The organism is Actinoallomurus vinaceus (assembly GCF_039542055.1).
In the GTDB taxonomy this organism is placed as follows: domain Bacteria; phylum Actinomycetota; class Actinomycetes; order Streptosporangiales; family Streptosporangiaceae; genus Actinoallomurus; species Actinoallomurus vinaceus.
This window is the reverse complement of record NZ_BAABHK010000003.1, coordinates 145,243-166,114: the sequence shown is the minus strand read 5'-3', so window position 1 is coordinate 166,114 and position 20,872 is coordinate 145,243. Positions and strand designations below refer to the sequence as shown.

15 protein-coding genes are annotated in these 20,872 nt (G+C 68.3%); 10 read left to right on the top strand and 5 right to left on the bottom strand.

From position 1 onward, the window contains the following. Positions 1–116 precede the first annotated feature (116 nt). Together ABEA24_RS11880 and ABEA24_RS11875 are read left to right on the top strand one after the other, a co-directional pair. On the top strand, positions 117–455 hold the full coding sequence (locus tag ABEA24_RS11880) for a hypothetical protein (protein WP_345430790.1): 339 nt from the start codon (positions 117–119) through the stop codon (positions 453–455). A 202-nt stretch (positions 456–657) separates the two neighbouring features. Next, positions 658–1,617 (top strand): acyl-ACP desaturase, encoded by a 960-nt coding sequence (locus ABEA24_RS11875; RefSeq protein ID WP_345430789.1) that lies wholly within the window; start codon positions 658–660, stop codon positions 1,615–1,617. Positions 1,618–1,709: 92 nt separating this feature from the next. Here ABEA24_RS11875 and ABEA24_RS11870 read toward each other — a convergent pair whose 3' ends face one another. Continuing rightward, complete coding sequence (locus ABEA24_RS11870; RefSeq protein ID WP_345430788.1) at positions 1,710–2,774, bottom strand: fatty acid desaturase family protein; 1,065 nt, start codon at positions 2,772–2,774, stop codon at positions 1,710–1,712. A gap of 924 nt (positions 2,775–3,698) precedes the next feature. On the opposite strand from ABEA24_RS11870, the gene ABEA24_RS11865 reads away from it, so the two are divergent. Then, positions 3,699–3,902, top strand: a complete 204-nt coding sequence (locus ABEA24_RS11865) for a cold-shock protein (RefSeq protein ID WP_345430787.1) — start codon at positions 3,699–3,701, stop codon at positions 3,900–3,902. A 185-nt stretch (positions 3,903–4,087) separates the two neighbouring features. Here ABEA24_RS11865 and ABEA24_RS11860 read toward each other — a convergent pair whose 3' ends face one another. Then, positions 4,088–5,062, bottom strand: a complete 975-nt coding sequence (locus ABEA24_RS11860) for an alpha/beta fold hydrolase (RefSeq protein ID WP_345430786.1) — start codon at positions 5,060–5,062, stop codon at positions 4,088–4,090. Positions 5,063–5,146: 84 nt separating this feature from the next. Here ABEA24_RS11860 and ABEA24_RS11855 point away from each other — a divergent pair, with 84 nt between their 5' ends. Further along, complete coding sequence (locus tag ABEA24_RS11855) at positions 5,147–5,857, top strand: TetR/AcrR family transcriptional regulator (RefSeq protein ID WP_345430785.1); 711 nt, start codon at positions 5,147–5,149, stop codon at positions 5,855–5,857. A gap of 127 nt (positions 5,858–5,984) precedes the next feature. Here the strand turns inward: ABEA24_RS11855 and ABEA24_RS11850 are convergent, their stop codons facing one another. Beyond that, positions 5,985–6,563: a TetR/AcrR family transcriptional regulator gene (locus tag ABEA24_RS11850; RefSeq protein WP_345430784.1), complete on the bottom strand. Its 579-nt coding sequence runs from the start codon at positions 6,561–6,563 to the stop codon at positions 5,985–5,987. A 74-nt stretch (positions 6,564–6,637) separates the two neighbouring features. On the opposite strand from ABEA24_RS11850, the gene ABEA24_RS11845 reads away from it, so the two are divergent. Continuing rightward, entirely contained in the window at positions 6,638–7,633 is a 996-nt protein-coding gene (locus ABEA24_RS11845) for an alpha/beta hydrolase (RefSeq protein ID WP_345430783.1), read from the top strand. Positions 7,634–7,777: 144 nt separating this feature from the next. Here the strand turns inward: ABEA24_RS11845 and ABEA24_RS11840 are convergent, their stop codons facing one another. Then, positions 7,778–9,391, bottom strand: a complete 1,614-nt coding sequence (locus ABEA24_RS11840; RefSeq protein ID WP_345430782.1) for a carboxylesterase/lipase family protein — start codon at positions 9,389–9,391, stop codon at positions 7,778–7,780. A 154-nt stretch (positions 9,392–9,545) separates the two neighbouring features. Here ABEA24_RS11840 and ABEA24_RS11835 point away from each other — a divergent pair, with 154 nt between their 5' ends. The 3 genes from ABEA24_RS11835 (at position 9,546) to ABEA24_RS11825 (ending at position 12,202) form a co-directional block, all read left to right on the top strand. After that, positions 9,546–10,580 (top strand): helix-turn-helix transcriptional regulator, encoded by a 1,035-nt coding sequence (locus ABEA24_RS11835; RefSeq protein ID WP_345430781.1) that lies wholly within the window; start codon positions 9,546–9,548, stop codon positions 10,578–10,580. 121 nt (positions 10,581–10,701) lie between these two features. After that, complete coding sequence (locus tag ABEA24_RS11830; RefSeq protein WP_345430780.1) at positions 10,702–11,469, top strand: NYN domain-containing protein; 768 nt, start codon at positions 10,702–10,704, stop codon at positions 11,467–11,469. 76 nt (positions 11,470–11,545) lie between these two features. Continuing rightward, positions 11,546–12,202, top strand: a complete 657-nt coding sequence (locus tag ABEA24_RS11825) for a hypothetical protein (RefSeq protein ID WP_345430779.1) — start codon at positions 11,546–11,548, stop codon at positions 12,200–12,202. Positions 12,203–12,249: 47 nt separating this feature from the next. Here the strand turns inward: ABEA24_RS11825 and ABEA24_RS11820 are convergent, their stop codons facing one another. Beyond that, entirely contained in the window at positions 12,250–13,119 is an 870-nt protein-coding gene (locus ABEA24_RS11820) for an SAM-dependent methyltransferase (protein ID WP_345430778.1), read from the bottom strand. Positions 13,120–13,410: 291 nt separating this feature from the next. Here ABEA24_RS11820 and ABEA24_RS11815 point away from each other — a divergent pair, with 291 nt between their 5' ends. Both ABEA24_RS11815 and ABEA24_RS11810 read left to right on the top strand, forming a co-directional pair. Beyond that, entirely contained in the window at positions 13,411–16,869 is a 3,459-nt protein-coding gene (locus tag ABEA24_RS11815; protein WP_345430777.1) for a hypothetical protein, read from the top strand. A gap of 25 nt (positions 16,870–16,894) precedes the next feature. Further along, entirely contained in the window at positions 16,895–20,863 is a 3,969-nt protein-coding gene (locus ABEA24_RS11810; protein ID WP_345430776.1) for a hypothetical protein, read from the top strand. Positions 20,864–20,872: the final 9 nt, after the last annotated feature.

Below are 20,872 nucleotides of genomic sequence, written 5' to 3'. Positions count from 1 at the left end.
CGGTCGCGCGCACCTCGGCTTCGGCGTGGACGCCTACCACGGCGTCAGCCACTCCCTCGTGCTGGAGAACCTCGCCGCCCTGGACCGGGGACGGCTCCTACCTGGGAGCGTTCTCCGTGCCCCGCGAAAGCCGTGAAGGCACGCTCTACCTGGACGCCGTCGCCCACGCCCAGGCGGCCACGCCGGACCGTCCCAGCATCGTGAACGGCTCCATCGCCGCCGCGATCCGCGGTGACTTCGGCGACGTGAGCTTCACTCGGCGTACGGCGGGCAGCGAACTGTTCATCAACCCGCTGATGGCGATCTACTTCACGGTCGACGCGGACGGCCTCGCCCGGCAGAACCTCCACCTCGACCGGCTGAAGGACACCGTCCTCATGCGCCAGATCAGCTCCATCATCGAGGACTTCCGCTACGAGGTCCGCGCGCGCCCACCGCGCGCCATACCGCACTGAGCCCTGCCGCCGAGGCGGTTTCATCGGCCTCGTGGGTCGTGCGACGCCTCCGGACTGGCCTGACGACCAGCAGGGGCATCGTCACCGCGACGAGATCATCGCCTAGAGTGATCATTCAGGCGTACGGCCTCGCATCGTGTGGAGGCACTCACCGCCTGACCGTTTCACACTGATCAACGCCACGATTCGGGGGAACACCAGGATGCCTCTCACGTCACGTCCGAAGACGACCGCCGAGCTGTTGATGGAGCTTGAGCCTGTCGTCGGTGCAGAGCTCGATCGTCACCTGTCCACGGCCAAGGAATGGTTCCCGCACCAGTACGTGCCGTGGAGCCAGGGCCGCGACTTCGATGGCCCGTTCGACGGTGAGGCATGGTCGCCGGAGGACACGAACATCTCGCCCGCGGCGAGAGAGGCACTGATCGTCAACCTTCTCACCGAGGACAATCTGCCCGGTTACCACCGGGAGATCGCGACCATCTTCGGCCGGGACGGCGCGTGGGGGACCTGGGTCGATCGCTGGACGGCTGAGGAGAACCGGCACGGCATCGTCATCCGCGACTACCTCACCGTCACCCGGGCCGTCGACCCGGTCGCGCTCGAACGTGCGCGCATGCGGCACATGGAAGGCGGCTACCAGGCCGACCACGGCGACAAGATGCTCCACGGCCTCGCGTACGTCTCCTTCCAGGAGCTGGCGACGCGCATCTCTCACCGCAACACCGGTAAAGCCTCGGGCGATCCGGCGTGCGAGCGCCTGCTGGCGCGGGTGGCCGCCGACGAGAACCTGCACATGATCTTCTACCGCAATCTGCTCGCGGCGGCCTTCGAACTGTCTCCCAACGAGACGATGCGTGCCGTCACCGATGTGGTGACGAGCTTCCAGATGCCCGGCCACACCATCGACGGTTTCCTGCGCAAGTCGGTCGCCATCGCCAACGCCGGCATCTACGACCTGCGGGTCCACCTCGACGACGTGCTCTCCCCGGTCCTGCGGCAGTGGCGGGTCTTCGACCTCGAAGGTCTGGACGGCGACGGGGACAAGGCCCGCCAGGAACTGTCGGCGTTCCTGGAAGGGCTCGAGGCGGCGGCGACGCGATTCACCGAACGCCGCGCCGAACGCCAGGCCCGGGCGACCGAGGCGGGCGCCGAGACGCGGTGACGCTCACCGGGGCGGGCGGCGGTGACCATCGGCTTGAGCTGCGCGGCCGACCTGACCGTCACTCCGGGGAGCGCGTCGGTGCCGTCGTGCGGCTATCCGGCATCGGCTTGGGGGCGAAGCGGTGCGCCGACGGCGTTCAGGTGGCGGAGAACCTGGGCGTATGAGCCCAAGAAGCTGCTCTCGTGGTACGTCATGCCCTGGCGCCCGCAGTGGGCGCGTACGAGCCCCTGGACTCGTCGCAGGCCGGGCCGGGGCATGCTGGGGAACAGGTGGTGTTCGATCTGATAGTTCAGCCCGCCAAGGACGAAGTCGGTGAACCGGCCGCCGCGGATGTTGCGCGAGGTCAGCACCTGCCGCCGCAGGAAGTCGAGCTCGTCGTCCTCGGACAGCACCGGCATGCCCTTGTGGTTGGGCGCGAACGCGCAGCCCAGATACAGGCCGAACACGCATTGGTGAACCACGGCGAAGACCACCGCTTGAACCGGTGACAGGACGGCCAAGAGGGCGGCGAGGTACCCGGCGAAATGGACGCCGAGCAGCAGCACTTCGACCGGCTTGGACCTCGATCTGCGCGTACCGCGGCCCAGCAGCGCCCGTACGCTCGCCACGTGCAGGTTCATCGCCTCGAGGAGGAGCATCGGGAAGAACAGGTACGCCTGGAACCGGACCAGCGCCCTGGCCGGCCTTCCTCGCCGGGCGAGGGCGTGATCAGTGGTGAACGCGATGGCGCCACTGGAGATGTCGGGGTCCCGGCCTTCGTGGTTGGGATTGGCGTGGTGGCGGTTGTGCTTGGCGACCCACCAGCCGTAGCTGAGCCCGACGAGCAGATTGCCGTGCACCAGGCCGAGCACGTCGTTGATCCGGCGAGAGCCGGCGATCTGCCGGTGACCCGCGTCGTGCCCGATGAATGCGACCTGGGTGAAGACGATCCCGAAGAACGCGGCGACGAGCAGCTGGTACCACGAACGTCCGAGCAGGACGAAGGCTGCGCCACCGAGCACCAGCAGTCCAGCGTTCACCGCGATCTTCAGCGTGTAGTAGGCGGGCCGTCGCTTCAGCATCCCTGCCTGTCGCACCTGCCGTGCCAGGACCGCGAACGCGCTGCCGCGAGCGGTGGTCTCCTCGCGGTCGGCCGATCCAAAGATGTCGGACGTCATCGATTCTCCTTCGGCGGGCAGGTGCGAGACGCGGTGCGTGCGCACCGCTGCGACCATCCGCCGCCGAAGACGGGATCGCCCGCGGGAGAACGAATAATCAGGCAGCCGCGGACGCCAGCGTCGCATCCCTCTGACGTGGACCGCCACCATCGTGCGAACGCCTTGCCCGGCCCGAGTGTTCCCTCGACCTCTACCTGGGGTGATGCCGCCCGGGATATGGTCGAGAGGACCGAGGATTCCTCGTACGCCGACGGCCGAGTCGGCGTCCCCCCGGCCGCTCACTACATCGGCCTCCTTCCGCGGCCGGGACAGGTCCGGCGAACATGCCCCCAGGACAACCGGACAACGACGCGAACGCGGGCCGGATGCACGGTCGCCGGTCGTTCGAAACGCGCTCTCCCCGAGTCGCCGACGGAACGGGCGGCCCGGCCGCCCGCCGCGGATCTCTCATCGGACCCGGCCGCTCGGGATCGACCGCATACGCGGATGTCCCTCCGGCGGCACTCCAGCCTCGACGGACGACTCAGCGTCCGGACGTCCGGCCCGTGGACCCCGAGGCCCCCGGCGAGTGCCTGTGCGGCGATCCGGCGGAGTTCGTCGTGGACACCTACTGGTTCAGCGGACGTCACTCCCTCGATCCGGTCTGCGAACCTCACGTGACCGAAGTCGTCGCCGCGATCATGAGAAAACAGGCGCGGCGTGACGGGAGATGAAACTTTAGGTTCGCCGGCGCTCGGGCACACACGGCGTGTGGTAGCGTTCAGAGAAGTTGCAGTTGTGGTTCCCGTAGACTTTATATGCGCCTGCTGGTTGTAACCGCGGGCGCATTTTTGTTGTAACCGGACTTCGTCCGGGAGGGGTCATTTCGGCGATGTGGGGTTCACGCGGTGTGAGCCCTATCAGCACCCCAGAAGGATCTAAATCATGAGCACCGGTACCGTTAAGTGGTTCAACGCGGAAAAGGGCTTCGGCTTCATCGAGCAGGACGGCGGCGGCCCCGACGTCTTCGCCCACTACTCCAACATCGCCGCCCAGGGCTTCCGTGAGCTCCAGGAGGGCCAGAAGGTGCAGTTCGACATCACGCAGGGCCAGAAGGGCCTGCAGGCGGAGAACATCACCCCCGTCTGATCTCGCTGCACGCGTCGCGGGGCTCGTACCTGAGGGTACGGGCCCCGCTGCCGTTACCCGACGGACGGACCTCGCCACCCTCACCTGGCCGCCGCGCCGGCGACCCGCCCGACCGAGACCGGTCCCGTCGAGCCCCTCTTCGACCGGGCCAAGTCACTCCGGCAACGGCAGTGATCGCTGAGTGTCTACGCGCTCGAACCACGGACCGGACGGTCCGGGTCGGTGACCCGTCGTGTCGCTCGGTCGGCCGTCGCGCGGACCTCCCGGGCGATGTCCCGCCATAGAGCGGCGGGGAGGTCGTGGCCCACGTCGGGGAGGGTCACCAGACGCGCGCCCTCGATGGCGCGCGCGGTGGCGCGGCCGGCGGCGACCCGCAGGAGCTGGTCCTGCTCTCCGTGCAGGACCAGGGCCGGCAGGTGGAGCTCGCGGAGCCGTGGCCCGTGCCACTGGGCTCCGATCTGCCGGCTCTGCGCCTTGTTGTCGCGCGGGCCGCTGTCCACCTCGGCTTCGATCCACGCGCGGGCGGCCCCCTCGTCGAACGGGTAGCCGGGCGAGGCGATGCCGCGCCACACCGCCAGGGCCGCTTCGATGTCGCCCTCGCGTCCCTCGGGGAACTTCATGCGGGCCAGCTTGGCGAGCAGGCCGAACCGCAGGTAGCGCACCACGCCCAGTCCGGACACGTCGCTGGGCACCGCGGCGGACGAGGTCAGGCTGAGCACGCGGTCGGGGTGGCGGAGGGCGATGCGCTGCGCGAGCTGCCCGCCCAGGGAGTGCCCGAAGACGTGCGCCCGCTCCCAGCCGAGAGCGTCCAGGACGGCGACCGCGTCGTCGGTCATGTCCTCGGCGGTGTACGAACTCCCGCGTCTCCCGAACAGGGCGGCGAACGGATTGCCGGTGGGGGTCGACGGCATGCGGGTGGACTCGCCGGCGTCGCGCTGGTCGTAGCGCGCCACCTCGAAGCCCTCATCGGCGAACGCCTCGCACAGGCCGGCCGGCCACCAGAAGCGGGAGACGGCCAGTCCCATGATGAGCAGCAGCGGCTCGCCGCGTGAGCCGCGCAGGCGATCGAACGCGATGTCCACTCCGCCGTTGGCCGTGTACCGGGTGCGCGTCCATTCCAGCGGGCCGTCACCTTGCCCGGCCGGCGTGCGGTCGATCATGCCATCCCCTTACTGCGATCGATGTTCGCATAAAGCGTCGGCGGCTACGATACTGCAAACAGCGTTCGCAGAAAGGCGAGGGATGTGACCGAGGGACCGGTTCGCAGCATCTGGCTACGACCCGAGCGTGGGGCGCGCGGCCCGGCACCCGAGTACAGCCGGGGCCGGATCGCCACCGCCGGCGTCGCGCTCGCCGACGCGGACGGCCTCGCCGCCGTCACGATGCGGGCGGTCGCGGACGCCCTCGGCACCGGACCGGCGTCGCTCTACCGTTACGTCGCCACCCGCGACGAGCTGATCGAACTGATGATCAACGAGGTGAACGGAGAGTTCGATCACACCGCGCCCGGCGGCGGGCACTGGCTCCAGGACCTGCTGGCCCTGGCCAGGCAGAGCCGCGGCATCTATCTCCGCCACCCCTGGCTGCTCGACGCGACCGGCCTGGACGGCCCGATCGGCCCGAACGCGGTCGACTACCTCGAACACGCGCTGGCCGCCCTTTCCGGCGTCGACGTCGACCCGCGCACCAAGCTGGAGGCGATAGGCGTACTGAACGGCCTGGTCGCCCTGCTGGCGCGCGCCGAGATCGCCCAGGGAACCGCCGGCCGGACCCTCCCGCAGTGGCAGCGGGAGCAGACGGCGTACCTGAGCGAGGCCCTCAAGGCGGGTCGCCACCCCCACCTGGCCGCCGCGCTGGCGACCCGCCCGCCCGAGGCCGAACCCGCCGAGTCTCTCTTCGACCGGGTCGTCGCCAGGGTCCTGACGGGGCTTCTCCATCCGGGCACTCCCCGCTGAGTCCCGGCACCCCGCTCCGGGAACGTTGTCCCTCCTGGTCCTTCGGGCTGACCGCCGGCCTCGGGACGTGACCCACCATCCGCATCACCGCCGTCAACGAACGGCTCCACTCACTTCGAAACGCGGGCTAGGCCGGACCGGCTTCGTCGGTGAAGTGCTGCAGAACCATCTCCACCAGTGCGGCGACATCGGCGTCGACCATCGGCCCGCCGGTCATGCCCATCCGGTGGAGCAAGGTTCCGACGACGACGTCGATGAAGAAAAGGACCCGGTTCTCCGGCTCGCCGAGCGCGTCCTGGAGTGCGAGCCGGTACGGGTCCTGCAACCGCGCGGACAGGACCTCGCGCAGCGCCGGATCGCTGACGGCGTCGCTGAACACGCCTGCGAACGCGTCGCCTACCCCGGGCTCGCTGATCTTCCCCGCGATCCAGCGGATGGCGGAGGACATGAGCTCGGCTCGACCGGCGCTCTCCAGCGGCACCGGGCCGAACGCGTCAATGAGGCAGTCCACGATCAGGTCGCCCTTCGACGGCCAGCGACGGTAGATCGTCGTCTTCGCGACGCCGGCCGCAGCGGCGATGCGCTCGACGGTGGCGCGCGCGTAGCCGAGCTCGTGGACCGTGCTCAGGGTTGCGGCGAAGACCACGTCGTTGACGCCGGAGCGCGGGCGACCGGGGGGTCTGGCGGATGTGGGCGGTCGGGTCATGGCCACATGATAACTTTTGCGCTACCTTAGGTATCGATACCTGAGGTAGCGAAATTATCCGCCGAGGAGGAGACATGAGCGAGGTCACCAATACAGAGCGACCGCCGCTGGGCATCCGGTTGCTGCATGCCCTGGCGAAGGAGCCGGACTGGTCGGTGATGACGGCCGAGGAGCTGGTCGCCTTCCGCGACGGGGTGAACCGCAAGCGGGCGTCCCGTCTGGCGCGGGTGATCACCGGGCTTCCGGATCGCGGCGCCGCGATCCAGTGGCGGGAGGTGGAGCTGCCCGACCGTCGGCTCCGGGTCCGGGTGTACCGGCCGTCGCCCGAGCGCGGCGGCGGGGGCGCCGACCGGGCCGGCCTGCCACTCGTGCTCCACGTGCACGGAGGCGGGTTCGTGGGCACGGCGGTGCAGAGCGACTGGGTGAACAGCCGTCTCGCCGCGCGGCTGCCCGCGGTCGTCGTCTCGGTCGAGCACCGCCTCATCGGCCCGGAGAGTCCGATGTCGGCGGCCGTTGACGATGGCTGGGACGTGCTCCGGCACGTGGTGCAGCACGCCGCGCAGTGGGGAGTGGACCCGGCGCGGACCGCCGTCTTCGGTGAGAGCGCCGGCTCGCTGGTCACCGCCCTGGCCGCGATCCGGGCCAGAGAATCCGGCGTGCTCCTGCAGGCGCAGGTGCTGGTCAACCCTTGTGTCGATCTGACCTCGACGATGTTCGACTACGCCTCGGCCACCCAGTACGCCGATAGCCCGACCCTCACCGTGACGCAGCTGCAGACGTTCCACCGGTTCGCCGTGCCACCGGGAACGGATCCTCGTGCGGTGTCGCCGCTTTATGCCGATGACCTGAGCCGGTTGGCCCCAGCGCTCGTGGTGGTGCCGACCCTTGACCCGGCGGCCGATCACGGCCGCTGTTACGCCGAACGTCTGCGAGCGGCCGGGACGTCCGCGCGGCTCACCGAATATCCCGGCGCGACGCACGCGTTCCTCAGCATGCCGGGCGTGGTGCCACAAGCGAAGGCCGCTCGGGCGGAGATCGTCGAGTTCCTCCGGGACCACCTCGCTGGGTGACGGGCCCCGGCCTGCCCGGATCCGTGACCGGGTAGACGAGCAGCTGAGCGTGGAGCGGGGCGAGTGCACGGCGTCCCGGGAGGCCGGTCGCACTGTGCCCGGCCTCCCGGGGCGCTGACGGTCTTTGGAGATCGACAGCGGCGGTCAGAGCATTTCCTCCCAGAAGCCACAGTGGTGCTCGACGGCCGGATCCACCGGCGTGATGCCATCTTTTCCGGGCGCGAACGCCTGCGCGAGTATCGGCCGGTCAAGGCTGATTCGTGGCCAGCGTGGTGACCGGCCGGTGTTCGGGTCGCCGGTGGCGGCGAACCGGGTCCAGTACCCGATCATCGCGGCGGCCAGTTCGTGCTGTTCCGGGGGCAGACGGTCGACCTCGGCGGAGTCGAACAGGTAGGCCAGGTCTGATCCGTGGTAGGCGCCCGGCGGCATCCAGTCGGGGAACGGGTAGATGCGCGGGGCATCGGAGTCGGCGAACTCGTAGCCGAAGACGGGTACGGTTCGCGCGAAGAGGCGCTCATCGGTCAGCGTGGGGCAGGCGAACATCCGGTCGGTGAGGACGGTGGCCCAGGCCAGGCTCGGTGAGGGGTACCGGCCCGGCGGGTACTGGGTGGCGACCTTGCCCGCCTTCGTGCCGAACACCCGGACCAGGAGTGCGCCGTACTCGGCGGTGGTGATCGGCCTGGGCAGGGTGAGCACGGCGAGCAGCCGCGCTTCGTCGTGGGTGTGCCCCTCCAGTACGGGCATCCGGTGGAAGCGGCCTGCGCGCAGCGCCTGGTCCGGCCTGATCGGCAGAATCGGCGTGTCGTAGGCCGGCCCCCAGGTGGCGTTCTTCGTGGCTTTCAGCAGGTCGGCCGGATGGACCCGGCGCATGCAGGCGAGCGCGGTGGCCTTGTCCACGCAGCCGAGACGTTCGGCGAGGGCGGTACCGCTCTTCTCGGCGTCGGTACGGGGAATCCAGATCGAGGTGGCGGTGGCTCCCTGGCCCGGTGTGAGTGGGGGAGTGCTGGTACCGCACGCGCCACTTTGGAGGATCGCCCGGTGGAACAGGCCCGCGGACTGAGCCGAGGTGAGGTGCGCGCAAATGCTCAGCGCCCCGGCGGACTGGCCGAAGAGGGTGACGTTGCGCGCGTCGCCGCCGAACGCCGAAGCGTTGCGGCGTACCCACTCCAGGGCCGCGCGCTGATCCAGCAACCCGAAGGTCGCCGAGGAGCCCAGCCCCGGGTAGCCCCAGAATCCCAGCGCACCAAGCCGGTAGTTGAGGGTGACGACGACAACGTTCCCGCCGGTGGCGAGTCGCTGCGGTCGGTAGGCACCGCCAGAGCCGGTGGCGAACGATCCGCCGTGGAGCCAGACCATGACCGGCCACGGCCGGTGGGGCCCGGTGGCACGGGGGGTGGTGACGTTGAGGTAGAGGCAGTCCTCACTGCCCGGATCGGCGGGATCCCTCCCGGCGAGCGCGGTCTGCGGGCAGCGCGGGGCTGGGCTGCTCGCGTCTTTGACCTGTGACCAGGGCGGGGGCGGGACCGGTGGCCGCCAGCGAAGCTCACCCACCGGCGGCGCCGCGTACGGAATGCCGTAGAACGCGCGGTAACCGTCGGCGAGGACGCCACGCACCGGTCCGGAGCCGGTCCGCACAAGGCGCTCATCCCCTGGTGCGGTCGCGCTGTCGGCCGGCCTGGCCCCGAAGGCGGCCGCTGATCCGAGCCACCCGCAGACCGCCATGACCAGCAGCCCTCGCGACCGGCGCCTCGACTCCATCACCCTCGCCTCACTCCCCGTCCAGCCGGCATGCAACCAGGTACGCGCTACGCCGAGTGTGGGCCACCCGGCCTGAGCCGGGACACCCCCAAATCTCGGGATGGCCGCCGCTAACTCGGTCGCGGTAAAGGCATGCCTGCGAGAGACTCGCCTCGTGGGAGACGTTCTGTTCCGACTGGGAGAATCGCTTGGCGCCGGAGCCGGGCCGGGCCTCAGCCCCGACGAGTTAGGCGAGCTCCTGTCCCAGGCCATCGCCTCGGTAGTGCCGCATGACTCCTTCAACATCAGCGGGATGAATCCGGCCACCGGCATCGCCTCCCTCGGCTTCTGGCACCGCGCGGACCCAGCGCTCCGCCTGGCCCAGCGGCACAACCTGTACTTCGGCGAGGACCCGTACAGTCCCGATCAGCTGGCCCGCCTCAGCGTGCCCATTGGCGTGATCAGCCCCTCCGCGCCGGCATCCCTGGCACAGGGGGTTCTCTCAGCGCACGGGGTGGGCAGCGAACTGCGGATGCTGCTGCGCGATGGGCGCGGCGTCTGGGGGATGGTCTCGCTGCTACGGGAAGAAGGCGGCAGGCCCTTCGGGGCGAGTGACGAGCGGGCGCTGTTGCGACTGACCCAGCCGCTCATCGCGATCGTGCGGGGGCACGCGACGGCCATCCCACCGCAGGCGGCCAGGCCCGACCTGGCGCCGGGGATCATCATGGTGGGCGCCGACCATGCCGTACGGGCGGTCAGCCCACAGGCACGAGCATGGCTGCGCGAACTGCGGCTGCCCGCGGCGATCTCCGACGACTGGGCCGCCACCGCGATCTCCAGCGAGGTGTCACTCGCCGCCCGCGATCATCACCTTGACCAGACACTCCCCGTCGCCTGCATGCCCGCGTCCTACGCCGGGCACTGGGTGGCGATCCACGCACAACCCCTGAACGACGACGGCACCGGCGACGTCGCCGTTGTCATCCAGGCGGCCACCGGCGGACTGCTGCTGCCCGCGTTCGCAGCCTGGTACTCCATCACCCCCCGCGAACGCACCATCCTCCAAAAACTCTGCGAGGGAACCGCCCCCAAACAGATCGCCCGCGGCCTCGGCATCTCGCTCCACACTGTCAACGACCACCTGAAATCACTGTTCCGCAAGACCAATACCAGCGGACGCGACGAACTCACTGCAGCCATCACGGGATAGCGAAGGCGCGCGTCTGGTCCGTTGTTCCATGCCCGAGCGATGCGCGCCGGCCTGGCGTCCTGCACACTGGCTGCTGGTCCGACCTTGGCCTTCCGGAACCCCCGAGAAGAGGAGAAGCGCCGTGGACAGTGAGAACGCTGCCAAGCTCGCCGTGCTCATCGATGCGGACAACGCCCAGTCCTCGGTCGTCGAGGACTTGCTGGCCGAGGTCGCCAAGTACGGCACGGCGCACGTGAAACGGGCGTACGGCGACTGGACGGGCACGAGCCTGAAGGGCTGGAAAGAGCAGCTGCTGACCCAGTCGATTCAGCCGATCCAGCAGTTCGCCTACACCACGGGCAAGAACGCCACCGACGCCGCGATGGTCATCGACGCGATGGACCTGCTGTACACGGGGCGGTTCGACGGCTTCTGCCTCGTCTCCAGCGACAGCGACTTCACCCGCCTGGCCGCGCGGATCCGCGAGTCCGGTCTGACCGTGTACGGGTTCGGCGAACGTAAGACGCCCAAGCCCTTCGTCTCGGCATGCGACAAGTTCATCTACATCGAGAACCTGAGCTATTCCAAGAGTCCGGCCACTCCCGCCGACACCTCGCTGAGGCCGGCTCCGACGGCGTCGGTCGCGAAGCTCAAGGCCGATACCGCGCTGGTGAGCCAGTTGCGCAACGCCGTGGAGGCGGCCTCCGACGACGACGGATGGGCACCGCTGGCCAATGTCGGGCACATCATCACCAAGCAACGCCCCGACTTCGACTCCCGCAACTACGGATACGCCAAGCTCAGCGACCTGATGACCGCCACGACGCTGTTCGAGCTGGACCGTCGTAGCCCCGGCGACGGAAAACAGGCGGTCATCTACGCCCGGGACAAGCGCCGCCAGGGCGGCTGACTCCGGGGAGCGGCTTCCCGCGGCAGCGTTCCCAAAAGCGGCGCCTGCGCCTCCTCACACGACGGATCATGGAGACATGCCCGAAGACCCCCCTCACGACGAAGGCAATGCGGCGGCCGTCCCGGACGCTCCCATCTCGACGGCCGGCCTCGATCCGGAGCCGATCGTGACCCATACCTCGGAGGCGGCCCGAGCCGTCAAGCCACCCGAGTCGTCCCACACCGAAGAGCTCGAAGGAAAGCTCACGCGTGAGCTTCGGCCGACACGGGTGGTGCCACGCTGGGTCGGCTGGCTGGTCATCGCCGCCGGTGTCGCCATGCTGCCGTGGATCACCGGACTGAGCTTCGTCCTGCCCACCAGCCACGAGGCCGCCCACTACAACGCCTCATGGATCGGCTTCGACCTCGGCCTGTGCGCGATGCTCCTGCGCACCGGTTGGCTCGCGCAGAAGGGCCGGGAGCACATCGAACTGAGCGCGGCGATCACCGGCACTCTGCTGTTGGTGGACGCGTGGTTCGACGTGGTGACCGCCGACAGCCGCGGCGAGCTGATGCTCGCGCTGGCACTGGCGTTGTTCGGCGAGCTGCCCCTGGCCGCCTTCTTCCTCTGGATCGCCGGACGCGTCGAGGACCGCCGCCAGCGGCGCGCCGCGGTGCTGGCGAGGTTTCTGCGAACGCTGCGGACGCGTCGCCCCCGGATAGGCCGCTTCGCCAGGGAGACCCGTCGTCGCTGAACGCGCGTGCTCGCCGAGGCGATGGCCCTGCTCCTGCGTGCTGTCGTTCAGTTCTTGCGGCACATGCCGGCGAGCAGCCATCCCGAGGGGTCGGTCAAGGGCCGGTCGGGCCGCCAGTGCGGGGGGAGGACCAGCCCGGGCTCGATGAGGTCGAGCCCGCCGAGGAGGGCCGCGATCTGCTTTCGGTCGCGCAGCGCCACCGGAACGCCGGCACTCTCGGCCAGTCCGTTCAGGAAGGCCAGATCCTCCGGGCCCCACCCTTCGGAGGTGAAGTGGCAGATCGCCAGGTGACTCCCGGGGGACAGGGCGTCGCTGAACGCGGTCACGATCCCGGCGGGATCGTCTTCGTCGAAGACGTAGTGCAGGACGGCGACCATCAGCACTCCGACGGGCCGGCTGAAATCGATCAGGCTCGTGACGTCCCGGCCGGAGAGGATCTCGTTCGGACGCCGGATGTCCGCCTGAACGGCGGTCGCGGTGCGGGAGCTGGACAGCAGTGCCTGAAAGTGGGTGACGGGGACCGGGTCCTTGTCGACATAGACGACGGTGGCCTCCGGGTCCGCCCCGTGCACTATTTCGTGTACGTTGCCGCGCCCGGGCAGCCCGCAGCCGAGGTCGAGAAATTGCCGGATCCCGAGGGAGAGCATGTAGCGCACGGCCCGCCGCATGAACTTGCGGTTCTCGCGTACTGCGTTGATGGCTACGGGCAAGGCGGCTCGGATCTGCTCCGAGACGTGCCGGTCGGCTGAGTAGTTGTCCTTCCCGCCGAGCGCATAGTCGTACATCCGCGCGTCATTCGGCGCGGTGGGGTCAATGTCCTTCGGCAGGGGTTCTCGGTCGGCGATGGCGGAGTCCTTCGCGATCCGGAAGCGGGGGATGGAGAGTTTAACGCGGCCACGCGCGCGATGAGTGGTCAAATGACGTTTTGTCCGATAAGTCCCACCCGGCCGCCTGTTGGACGCTGTCTGCGGATGGCGCGTCCCTACCTAGGTCTTCGATCACGCTCTGCCACAATGACTTTCCGTCACCGTTCTGATGATCACTCGAATCCGCCGCGTTGGCCGGATGTGGCAACAATTTCCATTGAGACTTGTCCGGATCGGAGTCAAGGGTCCAATCTTTCCGCTGGCATCTGGCTTTGACTCACAGCTCGGGGGAGTTGCTTTCCATGATTTTTTGGCGTCCGTCCTCAGTGAGGAGGGCGGCCGATGTCTGAGCAGGTGAACTCCGGCCGATCTCCGCTACGGCGTTCTGTCTCCAGGCGCACGGTATTGCTGTCGGCCGGCGGGGCGATCATGGCTGTCGGGCTCGGTTCCAGCGAGGGTCCACGGCCCCTGCTGCGGGCGCTGTCGGCCGGGGCGGCCGGCGCGCCCACGGCGACCCTGCACCTGGTCCGCCCGCAGGACATGCTGGTGCTCGACTTCGACTTCTACAACCTGGCGCCGACGTTCGACACCGACCCGCCGCAGTTGCGCCGCGCGGACTCCTCGGTCCTCGCCTACGTCGTGGTCCGCTTCGAATCCCAGCACGTCATGGAACAGACCGTCTTGGAGGACGCGAGCAATCCACACCCGCCGCCCGGCACCGTACGCAGCAAGGGGGTCGGCGCCAGCCGGATCGTGTTCGTCGTTCCGGAGACGGTCAAGCTCCTGCCCTACACCGAGGAAGGCCTGCTGCAGTGGTGGCGGTGGATCATGCAGGTGGTCACCGGACCGCCCAACGGATCGCCTCCCGACGAGTTGCACACCGACCTGTTGCTGGTCGACTGGCTGCACCTCACGCCCGGGTGGGAGTCCCCCGAGCCGACGTCGACCTGGGCGCATTCCGCCACGCCGGTCACTCACGGTGACCGGACCGAGCTGTGGCACACACGGCTGTCGCCGCGCGGCCCGAACGGGAGGCCCCAGGAGTCGATCGGCGTCCCGGCGCCGCCCGACGTCTCTGTACCGAAGCTGCGCGCCGTGTACCGCGACCAGCCGGCCGGGGACGAGTCCTCGGTCTACCGCGACCTGCTTCCGCCGCATTTCGTCGATCCCCCGACGCAGATCGTGCAGTTGGCCGGCAATCCGACGCTCGGCGCCTACAAGCGGATCAACGCCAACCTGCTCGCACTCAGCGCGGTGGGCGCCACGCTGGACTTCGACGTCCAATGGATCCCGACGGTCGGATTCGAGCTCAAGCGCTGGGAGCACCATTCCTGGCTGGGGCGCGACAACAAGGTCGTCGTCGAGGAGTACGGCTTCCTGTTCCCGTTCGGGCATCGCGCGGAGCTGATCTCCGAGACCAAGCGGCAGGTCGATGAGGCGACCGGGGTCGCCTACCTGAAGCAACGCCTGTTCATCCGGATCACCGAGCGCGTCAAGACCTTTGCGGCGCCGTTCCAGAACTGGGGCGGGCGGGCGTTCCCGTTCACCGACATCGCCATTAAGAACACCACGCTTCCTGACCTGCCGGAGAAGCTCGACCCGCTCCAGGGCGGACCGCCCGACGCCACGTCGCCGGCGTTCTGGATCCAGGACATCAACGCCCTCAAGCCCGGCGGTGGCCACTCCGACGTGGTGTTCGCCCTCGTGGCCACCGACGTGGCCGGTCGGCGGATCGAGTTCACCTCACCCATGGCGTTCATGCCGGCGGATCCCGCCCGGAACACCGGCGACCCGCTGTTCAAGAGCGTGCTCGGCAAGTTCGGCACCTACGCCGACATCGTCGGGCCGGAGGTGGACGCCCGGCGGGTGATCGATCTGCGCGGCCAGACCGTGGCCTACGCGAAGGAGGAGACGCCGGGGACGGCGAGCTTCCCGACGGTCCGCTGGTACTGGGGCGTCGAAGGGCCACGGGGCACCGTGCTCCCCCCGCTTCAACCCGGTCAGCCCTCGGACGGCAAGGACCACGCCCACGTGGATTCGCCGGTGTTCTACCCGAGGCTGCTCGCCGCCGAGGCTCAGGTCCCGGCCGTCGACGCCGTCATCGGCACCGGCGGTCCGGTGTTCCTCATGCCGGATCCGAAGTACCTCGCACACGACTTCGGGTTCAACAAGGCGCTGGTCGACGCTGGGAACGACCCGCAGATATTCGTGCGGGTGCAGGACTCGGTCGCCGCCCTCGACCGGTTGAGCCGGGGGGACCGGACCGACGACAAGCCGGTCCGGCGTTCGGTCGAGAACAGCCTCAATGCCGGCGGCGTCGCCACCCCACATATGATGATCGGCGGTCTTTCCAGGGTCACCGGCGTGGTCCTCGGACTGCAAGACTCGATCGACACCGTCCAGGACAGCGGAAAGATAAAGTTCGATCAGTCCTTCCCGCCCAACATCAAGGACCTTGTCTCACAGGCGGGGTTGTTCGGTGAGATCGCCCTGGGCCTGCTCTTCGATGAGGGCAACATCAAGAGCCATGGGCCTAAAATACACAAGGTCTTTGATTTTCCAAAGGACAAAGACGGCAAAATACATTACCAGTATGCGCCGATCGGCCAGACGATCACTATGACCTTCGAGGAGACGGTGACGGCGAAACCGCCGCCTCCCTTCAAGGTGATAACGGGGTTCAGTGGCGTTCTGACAAAGGTCTCGCTGGTCGTCACCAATCAGATCCTCTTCGACAACAAGGACGCCGACACGGTCGACAAGGCGATCGCCAAGGTCGACGCGAGTGTGACGGACTTCAAGATCGATCTGACCCCGATCATCGTCACGTTCAACAAGTTCGTATTCTCCTACCAGCTCGGCCCCGGCGCGAAATGCGATCCGGACATCAAATCCATCGAGCTCTCCGCGCCGCTGGACTTCCTGAGCGGCCTGATGAAGCTCATCGGCCTGGCACCCGCGGACTCGGACTCGGACTCGGCCAGGCGTACCGGTGCGCGCCTCGCCGCCAGGAACAAGTTCGGACTCGGCTTCAAAATAACCGATTTCGACATGACCAAGATCGGGGTCGGTGTCTCGCTCAACTTCCCCGATCTCGCGCTGGGGCTCTTCACGCTCGAAGGAATCCACGTTGACGTCGGCGTGATCCTCCCCTTCCAGCCGTTCGCGCTGGGCGGGCCGGTAACGGGCAGCGCGACGGCGAAAGGCGGCCCGCTGCGGGCCTCGCTCGGCTTCGGGGCCCCCTCCGACAAGTTCAAGGTCAGCGTCTACGGTCTCGGCGGCGGCGGGCACTTCCTCCTGGAGGCCAGCACGAGGAGGCTGGAGAAGCTCGAAGCGTCGATCGAGGTCATCGGCAATGTGTCCCTCGACCTCGTCGTCGCGGCGGGCCGGCTCCTCATCGAGCTCGGTGTCTTCTTCAGCATGCAGATCAAGGACCGGCCGAACGGCCAGGTAGGGACCTACTCCGAGGTCCACCTGGGCGGTTACATGCGGGCCACCGGCCGCCTGAGCGTCCTCGGCCTGATCAACATCACCGCGGAGCTCTACGCCGACATCGAGTACGTCAACGTGGACGGAGTCGGTTCCGTCTGGTTCCACGCGCACCTGACCGTTTCCATCGACATCACGTTCTGGCACGTCAGCGTGGGGATCGAATTCACCAAGACCTTCGGCGGCGGCAGCTCGCCGAACGCCGTCGCCGCGCACGCGTCGGCCCGTGCCCTCACGGATCGGAATCACACCTTCGGTGACCTGATGAGCAGGGACGACTGGGCTCTCTACTGTGCTTCATTCGCCGGCTGACGGCTGATCCGCGAGGAGTTGTGATATGGCCGCGTCGCAAATCGTGTGGACGCCGGTGCCGAACGGCTATGCCAACGGCATGCTGCAGATCTCCGTTCTCGTCGCCCCCCGCCTGTCGGGTGCCGCGACGCTGAGCGGGTTTACCGACTGGCTGACGTGGCCTCAGGTCAAGCCGGCGTACTCGGTGACCTTCCAGGGCGGCAATAAGGTGCTCGCCACCGCCGTCGGCCCGGCCCCTCGCCTGGATCTGTGGCAGCGGCTCTTCACCAAGGACACACCGGTCGCCGCCCGGCCCGCCCCGCTGGCCGCCGCGGGCGTTCCGCCCATTCGTTCCTGGCCGAGCGTCGCGGCCCGGTCCATGGCCTTTTCCGAGCACACCCTGACGATGGCGTTCAATCCGACTGCGCCTGCGACCGTCAACGACTACTTCCCGTCCCAGGGGGACGAAGCCGCCCGGAAGCGCCTCGCGGAGGACGAAGCCGTCACCAACATTTACATGTCCCCGGAACGGCGGCAGCAGGCCGTCGCGGCGATCAACGCTGAACTGGCCAACGGCTTTTTCCTGGGAGGTCCGTTGCGGGGCTTCTCCGCAGCGCAGATCAACTTTCTCCTCGCGGAGTTGTTTCACAACAGGAAGGACAACACCAACCCCGCGCCGAAGACCCATTCTCTCGCCGCCCACATGAATATCATCCAGAACCCCGGCGATCTGGACTTTCACGCGGCGTTGAGCTCTTTTGCGCAGTATCCGATGCTGCAGCGCTCGCTCGGTCTGATCGTCGACCTCACCGTGGATCCGGCCGCGATCGGAGTTCCCGTCCCCAGCGACCCGGTCAACCTCGCGCTGGAGGTCGCTTGGCCGGGGGCCGCGTCCTACGACGCGGTCTACCCCGTGGTGGCCGCGACGCTGACCAAGACCGCGTTCGCGGCGAAGCCCTCGGGCACGACCGCGAAGGACGGCTTCCTCGCGCTCAACACCGATCAGTACGGCGTCATCGAGGTCGAGGCCGATTCGGCCGCCGCCCTGCTGACGACGTTCAGCACGACCCTCAACACCCGCAGTACGGCTCGGATATTCGGGCTCGGAAGATCACGCACGCGAGCGACCGCCGCCCGCCCGCATGACAACGGCGCGTCCGGTGGCGGCGATCCCGGCGGGGAGCCCGCGCCCGTGCCGGCCTTGCGCAGCAGCGGTTTCTCCATCGTTCAGTTCGGCCGGGCCAAGCAACTCCACCAGACGCTGACGAAGACCACGACGAGGACGGCGAATCTCACCAGGCCGGCCACGGACCCCTTCTCCGCCGAGGACCTCACGTACGGGGTCCGCGTCGACGTCTGGGACGACACGACCAAACGCTGGTACAGCCTGTGCCGCCGCAAGGGGACCTACGACGTCAACGGAATGGCGGTCACCGCAGAGGACGAGGGCATCGTCCACCTCGCGCACACCCAGCAGGTCGACGATCCGACGATCTACCTGCACGAGTCGATGTTCAACTGGAGCGGTTACAGCCTGGTGACCAACCGCCCGGGAAGCACGCAGGAGACGATCAACGGGAAACAGGTGACGGTCGGCCCGGACAGCGACGCCACCGGCCCGGTGAAGCTCAAGACCTCCTTTCACGCGACCGGACTCCCCAAGCTGCGCTATGGCCGGAGCTACCGGTTCCGAGCGCGCACGGTGGACATCACCGGCAACAGCCGGGGACCGGAGGACCCGGCCACGGATTCCAGCTCGCCCATGGTCACGTACCTGCGGTTCGAGGCGGTCACCGCGCCGGTGCTCCTGCCGACCGCTCCGCGGACCACAGGGGAGTCGGCACTGCTCATGGTGATCCGAGGGAACTACAACGCTCCGGCCAGGGGGGACTGCCAGCGCCACGTCGCCCAGCCGAGGATGAGCCAGCTGATGGCGGAGCACCACGGTCTCTACGACGTGCCTGCCTCGCCTCTCAACCCGGGCGGGATCGACGTCTCCGTCTACTCTGAGATCGCCGAACGCGACCGGAGATCGCTGAACACCGGCGGCACCGCCGATCCGGACGGCTGGGGCGACACGCACTACCACGATGATCCGGTGCTCGCGGTCCCGTACATCACGGATGTGCTCGCTCGTGGCGTCGCCTTTCGCGGGCTTCCGGGGTACGGCGCCGATGAGATCTTCCCCGTCGACTTCGCGAATCTTCTCCCGCTCGGAGGGCCCAATGCCTTCCGGATCCGCCTGATCAACGGCACGGGAAAGCCGAATTACGATCGGGTGTCCCGGGTCCTGACGGTTCGGCTCCCTCCCGGCGAGACCGTTGACGTGGCCTACTCCAGCCGGATGAACGACGCCGACGTGGACCTGCTGGGTGTCTGGAACTGGTTCGTGCGGAGCGGGCATACGCCCGGTGGCGGACGGACCGTCCAGGACCTCCGCAGGCTCGCCGCCCAGGGGCAGCTCTGGCAACTGACCCCGCCGAAGACGCTACGGCTCTCCCACGCCGTCATCCAGCCCATCGCACCGCCCACCTACGTCAAGCCGGTGGCGGTGCGCCGGCCGGGAGACACCACGGCACGGCTCATCGACGTGCTGAAGTTCCACCGGGCGAGCACGCACCACGTGGACGTCGACGCGACGTGGACCGAGCCGATCGACGACCCTGGCAGCCCGGAGCCGACCCGGCGCAAGGGCAGCGCGCACGTCGTGAAGCTCGTGGCGGCGGCGGACGATCCCGAAGGCGACCGGCTCTCTCTCAGCGATCTTCACGAGTTCCACGACACCATCCACCGCCAGGTCACCCTGGGCGCGACCGGCTCGTCGCGCTACGTGGAGTTCTTCGTGCAGAAGACCCAGGTCGCGCTGTCGGGGACCACCCCGGTCGCGCTGGCCAAGGGCGGCATCGCGGTCGGAACCCTCACCGTCACCGATGTCCTCACCAACAAGGTCTTCAAGCAGGACTTCAGCTCCTCGAGCGACGTGGTGGGGGACTACGTCGTGAGCCACGCGGCGGGAACGCTCGCCCGGTCCGGCCAGGGATCGGCCATCGCCGACGGCGCCACCGTGGCGGTCGAATTCGTCGAGGGCTCAGTGACCAGGGCGAACACCGAGGCGCAGCAGCCGATCGTGGTGAACGTCCGATCCTCGGCGCGGCCGTCGGTTCCCGACATCGCCTATATCGTTCCCACCTTCGGCTGGGAGAAGGCGGCCGACGACACGAGGATCTCCAGCATCCGGCGCGGAAACGGGTTGCGCGTGTATCTCCGCCGCCCGTGGTATTCGTCGGGCGACGGTGAGATTCTGGGCGTTGTCCTGTTCGAAGGAAAGGGTGATCTGCCCGCGCACCTCCGGCAGTACGTCACCTTGCGCGGGCAGGACCCGATATTCGCCTCCGCGCCGACAACGGTCGCCCCCGGCACGAGTGAATTTCCGCTGGCGCTCGATCCGAAGCCGGGATATCGCCTGGCCGAGTCGGACCTTCTCAAGGAGCTCACCGAGACGGTCGCCGTGGCTCCGCACGCGGTCGCCTACGACAAGGACCGGCGGATGTGGTGCTGCGACATAACGATGACGCAGGACAAGTCCTACAATCCGTTTATCCGGCTGGCGCTGGTGCGTTTCCAGCCGAACTCCTTGAGCGGCCTCGAGATATCGCCGATCGTGCTGGCCCAGTTCGCCCAGCTCAATCCGGACCGCACCCTGTCGATGGTGTTCAGTGCCTCGGACGCGACCCTCGTTCATGTCGGCGTCGCGGGCACGACGTACACGGCGGCCACGGACAAGAAATCGCACCTGAAGGTCCTGGTTCAGGTGGCCGATCCGAAGCCGGTCGGCGCCGTGGGCTGGAGAACGGACTCGGAGGTCGAGCTCGCGCCCTCCGGCGGCCAGTGGGAAAGCGACGTCAGGCTGCCCGCGAGCCGTGGCAGCAGGCCGATGCGGCTGGTGGTCGAGGAGCGTGAGCGGCTGTCCGACCAGGGCACCCGGCTCGTCTACGTAGACGCCATTGAGATCTGACAGCGAAGG